At 68.8% G+C, this 14,399-nt stretch carries 11 protein-coding genes; 8 read left to right on the top strand and 3 right to left on the bottom strand.

The features are described 5' to 3' along the window. Positions 1-247: 247 nt before the first annotated feature. Positions 248-475, top strand: a complete 228-nt coding sequence (locus ACFXHE_RS30385; RefSeq protein WP_379387847.1) for a hypothetical protein — start codon at positions 248-250, stop codon at positions 473-475. 51 nt (positions 476-526) lie between these two features. Here ACFXHE_RS30385 and ACFXHE_RS30380 read toward each other — a convergent pair whose 3' ends face one another. Beyond that, complete coding sequence (locus tag ACFXHE_RS30380) at positions 527-1,807, bottom strand: amidohydrolase (RefSeq protein WP_379387846.1); 1,281 nt, start codon at positions 1,805-1,807, stop codon at positions 527-529. A 196-nt stretch (positions 1,808-2,003) separates the two neighbouring features. Here ACFXHE_RS30380 and ACFXHE_RS30375 point away from each other — a divergent pair, with 196 nt between their 5' ends. Next, positions 2,004-4,613: an ATP-dependent Clp protease ATP-binding subunit gene (locus ACFXHE_RS30375; protein WP_379387845.1), complete on the top strand. Its 2,610-nt coding sequence runs from the start codon at positions 2,004-2,006 to the stop codon at positions 4,611-4,613. 128 nt (positions 4,614-4,741) lie between these two features. Continuing rightward, positions 4,742-5,245, top strand: coding sequence for a PaaI family thioesterase (locus ACFXHE_RS30370; RefSeq protein ID WP_379387844.1), 504 nt, complete (start codon positions 4,742-4,744; stop codon positions 5,243-5,245). 214 nt (positions 5,246-5,459) lie between these two features. Here ACFXHE_RS30370 and glpD read toward each other — a convergent pair whose 3' ends face one another. Together glpD and glpK (ACFXHE_RS30360) are read right to left on the bottom strand one after the other, a co-directional pair. Next, complete coding sequence (gene glpD / locus ACFXHE_RS30365; protein WP_379387843.1) at positions 5,460-7,136, bottom strand: glycerol-3-phosphate dehydrogenase; 1,677 nt, start codon at positions 7,134-7,136, stop codon at positions 5,460-5,462. Between the two features lie 45 nt (positions 7,137-7,181). Next, positions 7,182-8,708 carry a glycerol kinase GlpK gene (gene glpK, locus ACFXHE_RS30360; protein WP_379387842.1) on the bottom strand — a complete coding sequence of 509 codons (1,527 nt, stop codon included), beginning with the start codon at positions 8,706-8,708 and terminating at the stop codon, positions 7,182-7,184. Between the two features lie 148 nt (positions 8,709-8,856). Between glpK (ACFXHE_RS30360) and ACFXHE_RS30355 the strand changes: the two genes are divergently transcribed. From ACFXHE_RS30355 to ACFXHE_RS30335, 5 genes are all read left to right on the top strand, one after another. Beyond that, positions 8,857-9,621 carry an IclR family transcriptional regulator gene (locus tag ACFXHE_RS30355; protein ID WP_379387841.1) on the top strand — a complete coding sequence of 255 codons (765 nt, stop codon included), beginning with the start codon at positions 8,857-8,859 and terminating at the stop codon, positions 9,619-9,621. Between the two features lie 25 nt (positions 9,622-9,646). Then, positions 9,647-11,161, top strand: a complete 1,515-nt coding sequence (glpK, locus tag ACFXHE_RS30350) for a glycerol kinase GlpK (protein ID WP_379387840.1) — start codon at positions 9,647-9,649, stop codon at positions 11,159-11,161. Between the two features lie 33 nt (positions 11,162-11,194). After that, positions 11,195-12,028 carry a DUF72 domain-containing protein gene (locus tag ACFXHE_RS30345; protein WP_379387839.1) on the top strand — a complete coding sequence of 278 codons (834 nt, stop codon included), beginning with the start codon at positions 11,195-11,197 and terminating at the stop codon, positions 12,026-12,028. Positions 12,029-12,084: 56 nt separating this feature from the next. Beyond that, positions 12,085-12,855: an ArsR/SmtB family transcription factor gene (locus tag ACFXHE_RS30340; RefSeq protein WP_379387838.1), complete on the top strand. Its 771-nt coding sequence runs from the start codon at positions 12,085-12,087 to the stop codon at positions 12,853-12,855. A 114-nt stretch (positions 12,856-12,969) separates the two neighbouring features. After that, positions 12,970-14,331: an MFS transporter gene (locus ACFXHE_RS30335; protein ID WP_379387837.1), complete on the top strand. Its 1,362-nt coding sequence runs from the start codon at positions 12,970-12,972 to the stop codon at positions 14,329-14,331. The last annotated feature ends 68 nt before the right edge of the window (positions 14,332-14,399 follow it).

Genomic DNA, 14,399 nt, shown 5'->3' with positions numbered 1-14,399 from the left:
CGAACTGGTCATTCGCCGCAAGAAGAGCACTATCCCTCAAAAACCTGGAGATGCCAAAAGGTAGCCGAACGGTTGTCGGATAGTTATGGGCGGGTCGCGGCCATAAAGAAGACCGTGTGGTACGGAATTCCGTTTCGAATGCTAACGGTGCGAATGCGTCACACAACCCGGCCGGAAGTGGATCGCAAGAGTGGGCGGAGAGAATACTTCTGACTGGAAGCAACCTTGAAGTTGAGGGGTGGTTGGTGTGACGAAGCCAGTGGATTTCCCCAGGGGCCTGGGAGAGACCGGCATCGAGCCCGAGAGCGCCGGCATGTACGTGGACCGCGACGGCGATATCTGGGAGAAGCAGGACGATGGCTGGCGGCTGATTCTGCAGCGCGGCGTGTCCGTGGACCCGAAGTCCCTCTGGGATTGGACCGAGGGCCACGTCCGCGACTACGCGCCGTTCATGCCGGTCGTCGCCGGACCCTGACGGTTTCCGCCGCGAGGGTGATCACGGCGCGGAAATCGACTGCGGCACAAACTATTCGGGCACGAGCGCGCCGCTCAGATGGTCGTAGGCCACCTGCGCGTGCAGTCGCACGCCGGTGACGAGGGTGTCGTCGTCGGCGTAGAAGTGCGGGTTGTGGTTCATGAAGAGTCCGCGCCCGCCGGGCATCGGCGTCGGCAGACCCGCGGCGCCGAGCTGCGTGTCCTGCACGCCCAGCGTCACGTACAGCCCGCCGTACCTGTTGACGAACTCCGAGACGTCGTCGTATCCGAGCGTGGCCCCCGTCGGCACCACCCGGTCGTCCCCGGCCACCCGGCAGAAGGTGGGCAGCCCGGCATCCATCCACGCCTGCTCGTTGTGCACGGCGGGCACATCCTGCAGGAAATCCACTGCGGCCGAACAATTGTAGGCGGCCGCGGTGTTCGTGGCGAGCGTCCGCAGCCGCGTCTGCACCTCGCCCATGTCGTGCTCCACCGCGCAGCGGATGGTGCCCCACAGCGTCAAGGTCTGTCCGATGATATTGAACCGCCCGACGTCCTCGACGTGCCCGATGCTCACGGTGACCGGGTCGAAGGCGCTGACCTGCCGGTAGAGCTGCCCGATCCCGGTCAGGATCGCTCCGGCCGCCGGCATCGGGTCGATGCCCATCCACGGTGTGGACCCGTGCACCTGCAGGCCGGTGAGGGTGATCCTGGTCAGGCAGGACGCCCCGAACTGGTTCCCGACCCGATATCCGATGTAGCCCTTGGGGTATGGGGTGACGTGGAATCCGAACGCCATGGTCGGCGCGGGATCGTCGAGCGCGCCCTCGGCGAGCATCTCACGCGCACCGCCTTTTTCGTTCACCGGCGGGCCCTCCTCGGCGGGCTGGAACACGAAAAGCACGGTGCCCGGCAGCTTTTCGCGGACGTCGGCCAGAACAGTGGCCGCGCCCATGAGCATGGCGGTGTGGCAGTCATGCCCGCAGGCGTGTGACACCGGGAACGGCCCGCCTGGGTACTGCTGATCGACCACGTGGGAGGCGAAGGGCACCCCGCACAGGTCCGGCACCGGCAGTGCGTCGATGTCCCCGCGCAGCGCCATCACCCGCTCGCCGGCCTGCCCGCCGCGCAGCACACCGACCACCCCGTGCCCCGCGATGCCGGTGCGAACCTCGTCCAGGCCCAATGCTTTCAGGTGATCGCTGATCAGCGCCGCGGTGTTCACCTCGCGATTGGAGAGTTCCGGATGCTCGTGCAGATGCCGCCGCCAGCGCACCACCTGTCCGGCCACCGCAGCCGCGCGGGCATCGAGTTCGTCGTGGATCGCAGGCATCAGGACTCCGTTCGGTCGGTACTCCGACGACGGGGCGAGGGCCGAACCGATCCAAAACAAAGTCGTTACGGCCATTTGCCGTCCGCGCCGAGGCTACTACTGTGGACCCCGAGTTCGCCATCCGTTAGCTGACGCGTCGGCAGGCTCGTTGCGAACCCGAGTCCTTCCGAGCGTCACCCGAAGCCACGAGGTGACCATGACCCAGGGTTGGCCCAGTTCGATGGGTTCCTTCGACTCCTTCGACGATATCTTCAACCGATTCTTCGGATCCGGAATGTCCCGCCAGCCGCCGGTGCAGCGCATCGACCTGAGTCGTTTGCTGAGCGAGAGTGCCAAACAGGTGGTGGACTCTGCCCGGCAGGCCGCCCACGACTGGGGCAGCGCCGAGATCACCCCCGAGCACCTGCTCTACGCGGCCGCCGCCATCGAGCCGTCCCAGAGCATCATCGCCGAAATCGGCAGGGACCCCGAACAACTGCGCAAGCAGATGCGGACCGCCGCGGGCAGCGGCGTGGGCGCGCACGGCCAAGACCACGCCCTGGCCCTGAGCCCCGGCGCCAAGCTGGCCCTGCGCAATTCGCAGCGCAGCGCCGCCGAAGCGGGCAGCAGCTACATCGGGCCCGAGCACATTCTGCTCGGCATCGCGGGCGTGCACGACAGCCCCGCCGCCCAGGCCCTCTCGGGCGCGAAGATGCCCGCCGCCCAGACCGCCAAGGAGCCCTCCGACACCCCGACCCTCGACGAGTACGGCCGCGACCTCACCGCGGAGGCCCGGGCCGGCCAGGTCGATCCGGTGGTCGGCCGCGCCGAGGAGATCGAGCAGACCGTGGAGATCCTGTCGCGGCGGCGCAAGAACAATCCGGTCCTCATCGGTGATCCGGGCGTGGGCAAGACCGCGATCGTGGAGGGTCTGGCCCAGCGCATCGTCAATGGCGACGTGCCCGCCACCCTGACCGATCGCCGCGTCATCGCGCTGGACGTGAGCTCGATGGTGGCGGGCAGCAAGTATCGCGGCGAATTCGAGGAGCGGCTCACCAAGGTGCTCGACGAGGTGCGTGCGCACTCCGACGAACTGGTGATCTTCATCGACGAGCTGCACACCATCGTGGGCGCGGGCGCCGGTGGCGAGGGCTCCATGGACGCGGGCAATATGCTCAAGCCCGCCCTGGCCCGCGGCGAACTGCACGCCATCGGCGCCACCACCATCGACGAGTACCGCAAGTACATCGAGAAGGACGCGGCCCTGGAGCGCCGCTTCCAGCCGGTCATGGTGTCCGAGCCGTCGGTGGCCGACACCATCGAGATCCTGCGCGGGCTCTCCGATGTGTACGAGGAGCACCACCAGGTGCGCTACCTGGACGAGGCGCTGATCGCCGCGGCCGAGCTGTCCGACCGCTACATCACCGACCGCTTCATGCCGGACAAGGCCATCGACCTGGTGGACCAGGCGGGCGCGCGGGTTCGATTGCGTACGCGCACACCGGATCCCAAGGTGCGTGAGCTGGAAGACAAACTGGCGCACCTGAATCGGGAGAAGGACGCGGCGGTCGCCGGCGAGGACTACGAGCGGGCCAACAAGATCAAGGCCGAGATCTCGAAACTGGAGAAGAAGACCGCCGACGAGGTGGACCGCACCGAGATCCCGACGGTCGAGATCACCGATATCGCCGAGGTGGTGTCGCGGCAGACCGGCATCCCGGTCGCCGACCTCACCACCGAGGAACGCGCGAAACTGCTGAAGCTGGAACACGATCTGCACCGGCGGGTGGTCGGCCAGGACGAGGCCATCGTCGCGGTGGCCGAGGCGGTGCGCCGCGCCCGCGCCGGGCTCAAGGACCCCAACCGGCCCATCGGCTCGTTCCTGTTCCTGGGCCCCACCGGCGTCGGCAAGACCGAACTCGCGAAAGCCCTGGCGGAGGCCGTCTTCGGTGACGAGGACCGGCTCATTCGCTTCGATATGAGCGAGTTCCAGGAGAAGCACACCGTCTCGCGGCTGGTGGGCGCGCCGCCCGGATACGTGGGCTACGACGACGCCGCCCAGCTCACCGACAAGGTGCGCCGGCAGCCGTACTCGGTGATCCTGTTCGACGAGGTCGAGAAGGCGCATCCGGACGTGTTCAATGTGCTGCTGCAGCTGCTCGACGACGGCCGGGTCACCGACTCCAAGGGCCGCACGGTGGATTTCAAGAACACCATCGTGATTCTCACCAGCAATATCGGCTCCGATCTGATCCTGTCCGCGAAGGACGGCGACCTGGACTCGATCACGCCGCAGCTGGAGGAGCGGCTGCGCAGGCAGTTCCGGCCCGAGTTCCTCAACCGGCTCGACGAGCAGATCATCTTCCACCGGCTCGACAGGTCGCAGTTGCGCAATATCGTCGGCCTGGTGCTCGACGGCACCAAGCGGCGGCTGCACGCCCAGGGCATCGGCCTGGATGTCTCGGACCGGGCCATGGACTGGCTGGCGGAGAACGGATATCAGCCCGAGTTCGGCGCCCGGCCACTGCGCCGGACCGTGCAGAAGCAGCTGGACAACGCACTGTCGAAGAAGCTGCTCGAGGGCGCGCTGGCGCCCGGCGACACGGTGCGCATCGATGCCGACGGCAGCGGTCTGCAGATCGAGGCGATCCACCACACCGGTGGGAAGAAGACCGACGCGGCGATCACCGAGGAATCGGTCATGACCGTCGGCAAGGGCGGCAAGGCCAAGCCCGACAAACCGGATGCCAAGCACGCCGGCGGAAATGGCCACGGCAAGCACAGCACGAAGGCGTCGGGCGGCAAGGCGTCCCCGACCAAGCACTGAGCACTCTCGCACACGAAAAGCGCCGCTCTGGAACCGATCCGGCGCGGCGCATTCATGTCGGATATCTATAGGCTTGCCGACTTGGGGTTGGTTGCAACTCGGTTCTGAATATGCGTTAACTTCTGGACATGGACCACAATCGCGACGCCGCGCCGCTGCCCCTGGGCGACCTCGTCGCCGACGGGCCCTTCCCGCCGCATCACCCCGGCTGCTTCGGCTGTGGCCCCGCCAATCCGGCCTCCCCGCAGATCGCCTTCGGGCGACTGGGCGACACCGTGCGTGGCACCTTCACCCTGGACGAGCGGCACCAGGGCGCGCCCGGCGTGGCGCACGGCGGCATCCTCGCCGCGGCCCTGGACGACGCCTGCGGCGCGATCCTGGTCCCGCTGCGTCAGCCCGCCGTCACCGTCAAACTCGACGTCACCTTCTGCGCCCCCGCCCGCCTGCACCACGATTTCGTGGTCACCGCGGTGCTCGCCGCACGCGAGGGCCGCAAGCTCTTCATCGACACCACGCTGACCGATGGCGACACTGTGATCGCCACCGGCCGGGCGATTTTCGTCGAGGTTGCCGCGGAGCACTTCCTGAGTCTCGGCGCGACCCTCGGGGAGATGCCCACCATCGGGCTGTGACTCGGCGCAACCGCAGGCTACAGGTACACCTGGGCGACAAGGCGCCGCGAGCGCGCCGTCGACCCGGGGCCCGAGTACCGGAACCCGGGCGTGGGCCCGGTCGGCGTTGTTTCTGGTGGAAATGATTCCGGCACGGCGATATTCCGGAAATTGAATACGGTTCCGGCGCCGCACGGGAATTACTCGCGCGGCGCCGGCGCGCACGGGGTGATCGTCAGCCGACGGCGATCATGCGGGCCGCGTTGGCCGACTCGTCGTCCTTCTCCTCGTTGGCCGCCAGTTCGGCGTGCACGCGGTCGAAGTAGCGGTTGATCTCGGCATTGGTGCGCTCGTCGTCCCAGCCCAGGCGCGGGGCGATGAGGCGGGCGATCTCCGGCGCCGCCCGTAGGCCGCGGTCGGGCACCTCGATGGAGATGCGGGTGCGGCGGGTGAGCAGGTCGTCCAGGTGCAGCGCGCCCTCGTGGGTGGCGGCGTAGACGGCCTCGGCGGCCAGGTAGTCCTCGGCGCCCGGAATCGGTCGGCCCATTTCGGGAACCGCGGCGATGAGGTCGAAGATCTCCGCGGTCAGCGAGCCGTAGCGGCCCAGCAGATGCGCCACGGTCTCGACCGGCAGCCCGGTACGCGCCGCCACATCGGCGATGGAGTCGACCATGTCCTGGTAGCCGACCGCACCCAGGATGGGCAGGTTCGCGGTCACCGACGGCGCGACATCGCTGCCGAGGCGCTCGGCGGCGGCGTCCACCACATCGGCGGCCATCACCCGGTAGGTGGTGTACTTGCCGCCCGCGATGACGAACAGGCCCGGGGCCGGTTCGGCCACCGCGTGCTCGCGCGACAGCTTGGAGGTCTCCTTCGACGCGCCGGTCATGAGCGGCCGCAGCCCCGCGTAGGTGCCGACGATGTCGGCGCGCGTGAGCGGTTCGCGCAGTAGCGAATTGACGTGGTCGAGGATGTACTGCACATCCGCGGCGGTCGCGGTCGGGTGGTTCTTGTCCAGCGACCAGTCGGTGTCGGTGGTGCCGATGATCCAGTGCTCGGCCCACGGGATGACGAACAGCACGGACTTCTCGGTCTTCATGGCGATGCCGGTGTTCAGGTCCAGCTTCTCGCGCGGGACCATGATGTGCACGCCCTTGGACATGCGCACGTGGAACGGGAAGTCCACGCCGGTCATCTTGATCATGTCGTCGGTCCACACCCCGGTCGCCGAGATCACGGTCTTGGCCCGGATGCTGTGTTCCAGACCGGTTTCCAGATCCACGACCTTCGCGCCGACGACCTGCTCGCCATCGCGCAGCAGCCCGGTGACCCGGGTGCGGGTCAGTACGGTCGCGCCGTGCTGGGCCGCGGTGCGGGCGATCATCATGGTGTACCGGGCGTCGTCGACCTGCGCGTCGTAGTAGCGGATGGCGCCGGTCATGGCGTCTTCCCGGAGCGCCGGCGCCAATTCCAATGCGCCGGAACGGCTCAGGTGCCGGTGCATGGGCACCGAGCGCGCGCCGCCCATGGTGTCGTAGAGGGCGATGCCGGCGCCGATGTAGAAGCGCTCGTAGTGCTTCTGCAGCGGGAACAGGAACGACACCGGGTGCACCAGGTGCGGGGCCAGCTTGTTCAGCAGCAGGCCGCGCTCCTTCAAAGCCTCACGGACCAGCGCGAAGTCGTACTGTTCCAGGTAGCGCAGGCCGCCGTGGATGAGCTTGGAGGACCGGCTGGACGTACCGGCGGCGAAGTCGCGCGCCTCGACCAGGGTGACGGACAGGCCGCGAGAGGCGGCGTCGAGGGCGGCGCCCGCCCCGGTCACTCCACCACCGATCACGAGAACGTCGATTTCGGTGTCGCCGAGCGAATCAATCGCCCGGGCGCGGTAGGCGGGATCCAGTTGTGCGGACACGAAATACTCCTTGTTATCGGTGTTTCGAAGCTTGTGGGCCACCGGTCAGTCCTCGTCGTCGAGGTCGACCCAGTCGAGGGTGCGCGAGACGGCCTTGACCCAGCGCGCATAGCCGCGCTGCCGCTGCTCCTCGGTCATGGCGGGCTGCCAGTTCTTGTCCTCGTGCCAGTTGGCGACGAGTTCGTCTGTGCTACGCCAGAATCCGACCGCGAGACCGGCGGCGTAGGCGGCGCCGAGCGCGGTGGTCTCGGCGACCACCGGCCGGGAGACCGGCACGCCGAGGAAGTCGGCCTGGATCTGCATGGCGAGTTCATTGGTGGTGACGCCGCCGTCGACACGCAGGGTGTCGAGCCGCACCCCGGAGTCCTGCTGCATGGCCTCGACCACGTCGCGGGTCTGGTAGCAGATGGATTCCAGTGTGGCCCTGGCGATGTGGGCGTTGTTGCTGAAGCGGGACAGGCCCACGATCGCCCCGCGGGCATCCGGGCGCCAGTAGGGTGCGAACAGCCCCGAGAAGGCGGGCACGAAGTAGACGCCGCCATTGTCGGGCACCTGACGGGCAAGGGCCTCAACCCTTTCCGCGCCCGAGATGATGCCCAGCTGGTCGCGCAGCCACTGCACGGCCGAGCCGGTGACGGCGATCGAGCCCTCCAGCGCGTACACCGGCTTGTCGTCGCCGAACTGATAGGCGACCGTGGTCAGCAGGCCGTGCTCGGAGTGCACGATCTCGGTGCCGGTGTTCAGCATCAGGAAATTCCCTGTGCCGTAGGTGTTCTTGGCCTCGCCCGGCCGGAAGCAGACCTGGCCGACGGTGGCGGCCTGCTGGTCGCCGAGCACGCCCGCGATCCGCACCGCGCCCTTGAACGGGCCGTCGGGGTAGGTGGTGCCGAAGCCCGCGGGATTCGATGAGGGTGCGATGCGCGGCAGCATGGCGCGCGGCACCCCGAACACGGCGAGCAATTCGTCGTCCCAGTCCAGGGTTTCGAGGTCCATGAGCATGGTGCGCGACGCATTGGTCGGGTCGGTGACGTGCACACCGCCGTGGACGCCGCCGGTGAGGTTCCAGATGATCCAGCTGTCGGACGTGCCGAAGAGGGCGTCGCCGTTCTCCGCGTCCGCCCGCACGCCGGGGACATTGTCGAGGATCCACTTCAGCTTGCCGCCGGAGAAGTACGGCGCGGGCGGCAGTCCGGCGCGTTCGCGAATGAGATCGCGGTGGCCGGCCTTCTCCACCTCGGCCACGATGCGGTCGGTGCGGGTGTCCTGCCAGACGATGGCGTTGTAGTAGGGGCGTCCGGTGTGGCGGTTCCACACGATGGTGGTCTCGCGCTGATTGGTGACACCGACGGCGGCCAGGTCGCTCGCCGTGAGGCCGGCTCCGGCCAGGGCGCTCTTGATGACGGTACGGGTGCGCTCCCAGATCTCGTCCGGGTTGTGCTCTACCCAGCCGGCCTGCGGGAGAATCTGCTCATGTTCGAGTTGATGGCGGGCAACCACATTGCCGCCGTGGTCGAACACCATGAATCGCGTGGAGGTCGTGCCTTGATCGATGGCTCCGACGTACTGCGTCATCACGGTCCTTCCGGGAAGCTCGTCATTGAGTCCGTTTGCCCTGGTGAGACCGGTACCGGCCGCCCGGGCTCCACGTTACGAAGTGGAACGTGCTTATGGCAGAGGGCGCGTTCGACAATGCCGAACGGTTAGCTGATAGGTTACGGATATGCCGGGTCCGATTCAGTCGATCGAGCGCGCCGCGGCCATGCTGCGGCTGCTCGCGCGCGGGTCCGGGCGCATGGGAGTGGGAGAGATCGCCGCCGCGCTGGGGCTGGCCAAGCCGACCGCGCACGGCATTCTGCGGACGCTGCAAGGGGTGGGATTCGTCGATCAGGATCCCGTGACGGGTAAGTACCTGCTGAGTCCGGCTCTGCAGGATCTCGGGTCCGGGCACCTGGACGCCAATGAACTGCGCTCCCGGGCCATCAACCGCGCCGACGCGCTGGCCGCGCGCAGTGGGGAATCGGTGCGGATCGCCGCGCCGGTGGACGGGGAAGTAGTGGTGATCCACCACGTCTTCCGGCCCGACAATACCGAGCAGGAACTGGCGGTCGGAGAGGAATTGCCCCCGCACGCAACGGCTCTGGGCAAGGTATTGCTGGCCTACGACGGGGAGCTCGCCGACGCGGCGCGCGACGGCCGGCTGCCTGCGATCACGCACCGCACCCTCACCGATCCGGCGGAGCTGCGGCGGGCCATCTCCGAGGTGCGGCGCACCGGCTGGGCCGGGGATATCGGCGAATACCGTTCCGGTGAGGCGAGCGTCGCCGCGCCGATTCGCTCCCGGGGTGGTTTGGTGGTCGGTGCCATCGGCATCACCGGGCCGGTCGACCGGCTCTGCGACGGGCAGCTGCGGTTCCGGTCCGCGCCCATCGCCCAGGTGCGCGACGCCGCCGCCGCGGTGTCCCGGGATCTCGGTGGCGCGCAATGACTTTCCCGGACAGGAGCAGGCTCGGATGACGCAACGCTATGTGCTCGCCATCGACCAGGGCACCACCTCCACCCGGGCCATCCTCTTCGATCAGCGGGCGCGGCTGACGGGGGTGGCGCAGCGCGAGCACCGGCAGCACTATCCGCGGCCGGGGTGGATGGAGCAGGACGCGCTCGAGATCTGGCGCAATGTGGAGCGCATCGTGCCCGCGGCACTGCGGGATTCGGGGATCACCCTGGAGCAGGTGGCCGCGGTGGGGATCGCCAATCAGCGCGAGACCACGGTGGTGTGGGACCGGCACACCGGGACGCCGATCGGGCGGGCCATCGTGTGGCAGGACGTGCGCACCGAGGAGCTCGTCGAGCGGCTGCGGAAATCGCCCGGGGCGGAACGGATTCGGGAGCTGTGCGGGCTGCCGCTGGCCACCTATTTCGCCGCGCCGCGGCTGCGGTGGCTGCTGGATCGCACGCCGGGACTGCGGGAGCGGGCCGAACGCGGCGACGTGCTGTTCGGGACCATGGAGACCTGGCTCATCTGGAACCTCACCGGGGGAGCCGATCACGGGGTGCACGTCACCGATGTCTCCAATGCCGGTCGGACGCTGCTGATGAACCTGTCCACCCTGGAATGGGATCGAGAACTGTTGCGGTTCTTCGATATTCCCAAGGCCATGCTGCCCCGGATCCAGCCCTCGACCGGTGAATTCGGCACGGCGCGGCGGGTGCTGCCGGGAGTGCGGATCGCGGCGGCGCTGGGTGATCAGCACGCGGCGCTGTTCGGGCAGACCTGTTTCGCGCCCGGCGAGACCGAATGCACCTATGGCACCGGCGGATTCCTGCTCATGAACACCGGGCGGGAGCTGGTGCGGTCCGAGCACGGACTGCTCACCACCATCGGATACCAGGTGGGGCCGGAACCGGTGTACGCGCTGGAGGGGCCGATCGCGGTGACCGGCTCGCTGGTGCAGTGGCTGCGGGACAATATCGGGCTCATCGCCAGTGCGCCGGAGATCGAAACCCTTGCGGGCACAGTCGAAGACAATGGCGGATGCTATCTGGTGCCCGCCTTCTCGGGGCTGTACGCGCCGCACTGGCGCAGTGACGCGCGCGGGCTGCTCATCGGGCTCACCTCGTACATCACCAAGGGGCACATCGCCCGGGCTGTGCTCGAGGCCACGGCCTGGCAGACGCGCGACGTGGTGGAGGCCATGAATGCCGACTCGGGACTGCAGGCCGGGGCGCTGCGGGTGGCGGGCGGGATGACCTCGGACAACCTGCTCATGCAGATCATCGCCGATGTGCTCGACATACCGGTCATGCGTCCGATCGTGGCGGAGACGGTGTCGCTGGGCGCGGCCTACGCGGCGGGCCTGGCGGTCGGTTACTGGCCGGATCTCGAGGGCCTGCGCCACAATTGGCGCGTCGCGGCGCAGTGGCTGCCGCGCATGGACGCGGACCTGCGCGCCGAGGAGTACGACAACTGGAAGCGGGCCGTGCAGCTTACCTTCGGCTGGCTGCGGCCCAACAAGCCGGTGTCCTGACGACGCGGAAGTCGTTGACCTAACGTGGCAGGTATGCGGCTCTACGTCGGTTGCGCAATGTGGACACACCCGGACTGGCAGGAGAAGCCGCTACCCCCGGCAGAACGCCTGCGCACGTACTCCTCCTGGTGCAATGCGGTGGAGGGCAACACCACCTTCTACGCGGTCCCGCAGCGGCGCACCGTCCAATCCTGGGCCCGCCAAACCGATCCCGACTTCCGCTTCGTGATCAAACTGCCCCGCACCATCACCCACGACCGCCGCCTCACCGGCATCGACGACGAGATGGCGGCGTTCCTGGACGCCATCGAACCGCTGGGCCGCCGCCTGCACTCGCTGTGGGTGCAGCTGCCCGCGTCCTTCACCAATCTGCCCGCCCTCGCCGAGCTGCTCGACGGCCTGCCGTCGCACTACCGCTGCGCCGTCGAGGTGCGCCACCCCGCCTTCTTCGAAAACCCCCGCGCCACCGCCCAACTCGAACAGGTGCTGACGGCCGCGGGCGCGGAGTGGATCCCGTTCGACACGACCGTCCTGTTCGACGGCCCGCCCGTCAGCCCGGCCGAGTACGAGGCCCGCTCCAAGAAGCCCAACAACCCGCGCCGCACCCGCGCCCTCACCGAATACCCCATCGTGCGCTATCACGGCCGCGACGACATCGCCACCACCGTTGCCGGCTGGCAGCCCTGGATCGACACCACCGTCGCCTGGCTGCGCGAAGGCCGCTCCCCGACCGTGTTCATCCATACGCCCGACAATGCCTCGGCCCGCACCCTCGCCCGCCGCTTCCACGCCGAAGTCCGCGCCCACCTCCCCGACCTCGAACCCCTGCCGGACCCCCTCCCCACCGACCCCATGACCCTGTTCTGACCGAACCCGCGGACCGTTCGGCGCGGGCCGAAGGATGGCGGCGGGACACTGGACCCATGGAACCGATCAGAGACGGCGATGTGGACATCTCCGGAGCCGCCCGCCTCCTGGCCGACCCGGCCCGGGCCCGCATGCTCACCGTCCTGGCCGACGGCCGCGCCCAGCCGGCCGGCGAACTGGCCCGGGCGGCGGGCGTCACGGCCGCGACCGCCAGCGAGCACCTGGGCAAGCTGGTCGATCAGGGCTGGCTGGCCGTCGAGAAGGCGGGCCGCCACCGCTACTACCGCATCGCACTCCCCGAGGTGGTCCAGGTCCTGGAATCCATGGCCCTGATCTCGCCGGTCCAACCGGTTCGTTCTCTACGTGGCGCTCGCGCCAACCGCGACCTGAAGCTCGCCCGCACCTGCTACGACCATCTCGCCGGAGCCGTCGGGGTCGCGATCTTCGACGCCCTGCACGACGCCGCCCTGCTGAACGTGATCGGCGGCCACTGGACCGCCACCGACCACACCCACCCCCTCCTCGACGAATTGGCCATCACCCCAAGCGATCTCCGCCATTTCGGCCGCCGCCCACCAGTCAAGGTCTGCCTCGACTGGTCTGAACGCCGCTACCACCTGGCCGGCGGCCTCGGCGCACTGATGCTGCGCCGCATGCTCGACAAACACTGGTGCGTCCCCGGAACCACCCCCCGCGCAATGGCATTCACCCCCGCCGGCTGGGCAGCACTCGACCGCACAGCCGGCATCGACAAGACCGCCATCAGCTCCGACCTCGCCGGAACCGCCACCCCAGCCCCCGCAAAGGTCGTTCCACGCGGCGCCTGAAAGGCCGGGCCGCGCACCTTCCGCACGAACACCGGCAGGCACGCCATCTCCGGGTCGATCGACGCCGGGATGGTTCGGTCCGGGCCGAAGTTGTTGGGGGCCAGGGTGGAGGGCATGACCCGAACACTGGAAGAGGCGCGGACCGGGAGTGGTGGGCCGGCGCTGGCGGCGATTTCCGCCGGGTATTTCGTTGTCATTCTCGATGCCACGATCGTGAACATCGCGCTGGATCGGATGGCGGTCGGGCTGCATACGACGGTGACGGGGCTGGAGTGGGTGGTCGACGGGTACACCGTCACCGTCGCGGCGCTGCTCATGCTGGGTGGCGGGCTGGCGGATCGGTTCGGGGCTCGGCGGTCGTTCCAGGCAGGGCTGGGGTTCTTCGCGGTGGCCTCGGTGGGGTGTGCGGTGGCGCCGTCGGTCGGGCTGCTCGTAGCGGCCCGGGTCATGCAGGGAATCGGTGCGGCGCTGTTGATTCCAGCCTCGCTGGCATTGATCCGGTTCACGTATCCGGATGCGGCGGAGCGGGCCAGGGCCACCGGGATCTGGGGTGCGATCGGGTCGACGGCGGCCAGTTGCGGGCCGGTGCTGGGCGGCGTGCTTTCCGAAACCCTGGGCTGGCCCGCGATTTTCGCCATCAACGTGCCGGTGTGCGCGGTGACGGCGGTGCTGATCCACCGGGCGGCGCCGTCTGTACCCGGTGTGGCGCAGCCGATTCCGGTGCCGGGGCACGTCGCGGCCGTCGTCGCCATGGCGGGAGTCACTGCCTTCGTGATTCTCGGCGGTGCCCGTCCCATACGTCCGGAGCTGCTCACGGTCGCGGTTGTGGCGGCGTCGGCAGGTCTGCTGTTGGGATCTGTGGCGGCACGCTCGGGTAAAGGGCTGCTGCCCAAGGGGCTTCGTCGCGAGCGTGGTTTCACCGGCGGTGCGATGATCGGCCTGGCGCAGAACTTCGGCTTCTACGGCGAGCTCTTCGTGGTCGGCCTGTACCTGCAACGGCACCTGGGCTATTCGCCCGCGCTGGCCGGTGCGGCTCTGCTGCCCGAGATGGCCGTCGGCATTCTGGCCTCCGCCCTGGGCGGCCGGCACGCCGCCCGCCGCGGGCCCCGCATGGTCATCGTCACCGGCCTGACCATCGGCGCGACGGGGCTGATCGGCCTTGCCTGCATCAGCGCCCGGACGCCCTATCCGGTGGTCGCGATCCCCTTGCTGCTCATCGGCTTCGGTATGGCCTACACCATGCCCGCGGCCACGAATGTCACCGTTTCGGCTGCGGGCCCCGCGCACGCGGGGTTGGCCGCCGCGGCGTTCAATGCCGCCCGGCAGCTGGGTTCGGCGCTCGGTGTCGCGGTCCTGGGCGCGCTGATTCCGATCGCCCCCGATTCGCTCGCCATCCCGCTGGCGATCGCCGCCGCGGTCTACCTCGTCGCCGCCATCCTGGCCCGGTCGTTCCTCCCGGCGCGGGGTCGTCGGTGAATGCGGCAGGGTCGTGCTGACTGTGGACGCGGCACACGGCGGGGCGGGCCCGGCCCGCTCCGCGGCGT

This window comes from Nocardia sp. NPDC059229 (genome assembly GCF_042754165.1).
Lineage (GTDB): Bacteria > Actinomycetota > Actinomycetes > Mycobacteriales > Mycobacteriaceae > Nocardia.
This window is presented reverse-complemented; position numbering and strand designations above follow the sequence as displayed.